The 3511-nt window shown below is 66.7% G+C and carries 1 protein-coding gene; it reads left to right on the forward strand.

Annotated features, from left to right (window positions below; genetic code table 11):
- The first annotated feature begins 187 nt into the window (after nucleotides 1-187).
- On the forward strand, nucleotides 188-3511 hold the full coding sequence (gene carB, locus ABSF49_RS21110) for a carbamoyl-phosphate synthase large subunit (RefSeq protein WP_424114599.1): 3324 nt from the start codon (nucleotides 188-190) through the stop codon (nucleotides 3509-3511).

Below are 3511 nucleotides of genomic sequence, written 5' to 3' on the forward strand. Positions count from 1 at the left end.
ATGTCAATCCGAGGACCTTCCGGCCATTCGCCGAACGTATCCACCGATCTAGCGGCGCAAAACCGGCGTCACTTCCCACCCCCTCGAATCTGGTCTAAGACCCCTCCGCGCGGGGTCGAGCCCCGGCGCCAGCCCAAGGGACGCGCAGGTAGCGCGCCCTTTTTTTGTGTCCCTATATACGGAAGCGATGCCCAAGCGGACCGACATCTCCTCGATCCTGATCATCGGCGCCGGCCCGATCGTCATCGGCCAGGCTTGTGAATTCGACTATTCGGGCACCCAAGCCTGCAAGGCGCTCAAAGCCGAGGGCTATCGCGTGGTGCTGGTCAATTCCAATCCGGCCACCATCATGACCGATCCGGATCTGGCGGATGCGACCTATATCGAGCCGATCACGCCGGAGATCGTCGCCAAGATCATCGCCAAGGAGCGCTACGCCATCCCCGGCGGCTTCGCGCTGCTGCCGACCATGGGCGGCCAGACGGCGCTCAATTGCGCGCTGTCGCTGAGGAAGATGGGCGTGCTCGAGCGCTACGACGTCGAGATGATCGGCGCGACCGCCAAGGCGATCGACAAGGCCGAGGATCGCCAGCTTTTCCGCGAGGCGATGACCCGCATCGGCCTTTCCACGCCGCGCTCGCATCACATCAAGACGCTGCCGCAGGCGCTCTCAGCGCTCGACGACATCGGCCTGCCGGCGATCATCCGTCCAAGCTTCACCTTAGGCGGCACCGGCGGCGGCATCGCCTACAACAAGCATGAGTTCATCGAGATCGTCGAACGCGGCGTCGACGCTTCGCCGACAAACGAGGTGCTGATCGAAGAGAGCGTGCTCGGCTGGAAGGAATTCGAGATGGAGGTCGTCCGCGACAAGGCGGACAATTGCATCATCGTCTGCTCGATCGAGAACGTCGATCCGATGGGCGTGCATACCGGCGATTCGATCACCATCGCGCCGGCGCTGACGTTGACCGACAAGGAATACCAGGTGATGCGCGACGCCTCGATCGCGGTGTTGCGCGAGATCGGGGTCGAGACCGGCGGCTCCAACGTCCAGTTCGCGATCAATCCGGCCGACGGCCGCATGATCGTGATCGAAATGAACCCGCGCGTGTCGCGCTCCTCGGCCCTGGCGTCGAAGGCGACCGGTTTTCCGATCGCCAAGGTCGCCGCCAAACTGGCGGTCGGCTACCTGCTCGACGAGATCGCCAACGACATCACCGGCGGCGCGACGCCCGCTTCGTTCGAGCCGACGATCGACTACATCGTCACCAAGATCCCGCGCTTCGCCTTCGAGAAGTTCCCCGGCGCCGAGCCGGTGCTGACGACGGCGATGAAGTCGGTCGGCGAAGCGATGGCGATCGGCCGCACCTTCGCCGAATCGCTGCAGAAGGCGCTGCGCTCGCTGGAGACGGGCCTCACCGGTCTCGACGAAGTCGAGATCGAAGGCCTCGGCAAGGGCGACGACCACAACGCCCTGCGCGCGGCGATCGGCACGCCGACGCCCGATCGGCTGCTGAAGGTCGCCCAGGCGATGCGGCTCGGCATGACCGTCGCCGAGATCTACGAGGTGACGCGCATCGACTCGTGGTTCCTCGAGCGGGTGGCGGAGATCATCCGCCTCGAGGACGAGGTGCGCCGCTTCGGCCTGCCGGAAGACGCCGACAATCTCAGACGCCTCAAGGCGGCCGGCTTTTCCGACGCGCGCCTGGCCGCGCTCGCCGGGCTCGACGAGGCCGACGTCGCCAAGGCGCGCGCGGCGCTCGGCGTCGCGCCGGTCTACAAGCGCATCGACACCTGCGCGGCCGAGTTCGCCTCGCCGACCGCCTACATGTACTCGACCTACGAGGCGCCGTTCGCCGGCGTCGCCGCATGCGAAGCGCGGCCGAGCGGGCGCGACAAGATCGTCATTCTCGGCGGCGGACCCAACCGCATCGGCCAGGGCATCGAGTTCGACTATTGCTGCTGCCACGCTTCGTTCGCGCTGCGCGATGCGGGCTTCGAGACGATCATGATCAATTGCAATCCGGAGACGGTGTCGACCGACTACGACACTTCGGATCGCCTCTATTTCGAGCCGCTGACCGCCGAGGACGTGCTCGCCATCCTCGCCAAGGAGCGCGAGGCGGGGACGCTGAAGGGCGTCATCGTCCAGTTTGGCGGCCAGACGCCGCTCAAGCTCGCGCACGGCATCGCGCAATCGGGCGCGCCGATCCTCGGCACTTCGGTCGATTCGATCGACCTCGCCGAGGACCGCGACCGCTTCAAGCGGCTGCTCGACAAACTGGCCTTGAAGCAGCCGAAGAACGGCATCGCCTATTCGGTCGAGCAGGCGCGGCTGGTCGCCGGCGACCTCGGCCTGCCGCTGGTGGTGCGCCCGTCCTACGTGCTCGGCGGCCGGGCGATGGCGATCATCCGCGACCAGAGCGAGTTCGACGACTATCTGCTCGGCGTGCTGCCGAGCCTGGTGCCGGCCGACGTCAAGGCGCGCTATCCCAACGACAAGACCGGCCAGATCAACACGGTGCTGGGCAAGAACCCGCTGCTGTTCGACCGCTATCTCTCCGACGCGATCGAGATCGACGTCGACGCGCTCTGCGACGGCAAGGACGTCGTCGTCGCCGGGATCATGGAGCACATCGAGGAGGCCGGCATCCATTCCGGCGACAGCGCCTGCTCGCTGCCGCCGCGCTCGCTCTCGCCCGAGACGATCGCCAAGCTCGAGGACGAAACGCGCCGACTGGCGCTGGCGCTCGAGGTCGGCGGCCTGATGAACGTGCAATACGCGCTGAAGGACGGCGAGATCTACGTGCTCGAAGTCAATCCGCGCGCCTCGCGCACGGTGCCGTTCGTCGCCAAGGTGATCGGCCGGCCGATCGCCAAGATCGCCAGCCGGGTGATGGCGGGCGAGCCGCTCGCCCGGTTCGCCTTCGCCACCGGCGGGCTCGGCCATGTCGGCGTCAAGGAGGCGGTGTTCCCGTTCGCGCGCTTCCCCGGCGTCGACACCGTGCTCGGCCCGGAAATGCGCTCGACCGGCGAAGTGATGGGCATCGACCGCAATTTCGCCATCGCCTTCGCCAAGAGTCAGCTCGGCGCCGGCTCCATCCTGCCGCGCGCGGGCACGGTGTTCGTTTCGTTGCGCGAGGTCGACAAGCCGAAGGTCGTCGCGCCGCTGAAGCTGTTGTGCGCGCTCGGCTTCAAGGTCATCGCCACCGGCGGCACCCAGCGCTTCCTCGAGCAGCACGGCGTGCCGGCGACCAAGGTCAACAAGGTCTCGGAAGGGCGTCCGCACGCCGCCGACGCGGTGCGCAACGGCGGCGTCCAGCTGATGTTCAACACCACCGAGGGGGCGACTTCGCTCGCCGATTCGAAGCCGCTCCGCCGCGCCGCCCTCTTGCAAAAAACGCCCTATTACACCACACTTTCCGGAGCGATCGCCGCGGCGGAGGGCATCAAGGCCTATCTCGCCGGCGATCTCGAAGTCCGAGCGTTGCAGGACTATTTCGCGTGA

The sequence above is a fragment of the Roseiarcus sp. genome (assembly GCF_049514155.1).
GTDB lineage: Bacteria > Pseudomonadota > Alphaproteobacteria > Rhizobiales > Beijerinckiaceae > Roseiarcus.

What these genes read in the sequence shown, in the direction of transcription:
- carB (WP_424114599.1), top strand. Translation starts at nt 188, where the DNA reads ATGCCCAAGCGGACCGACATCTCCTCGATCCTGATCATCGGCGCCGGC.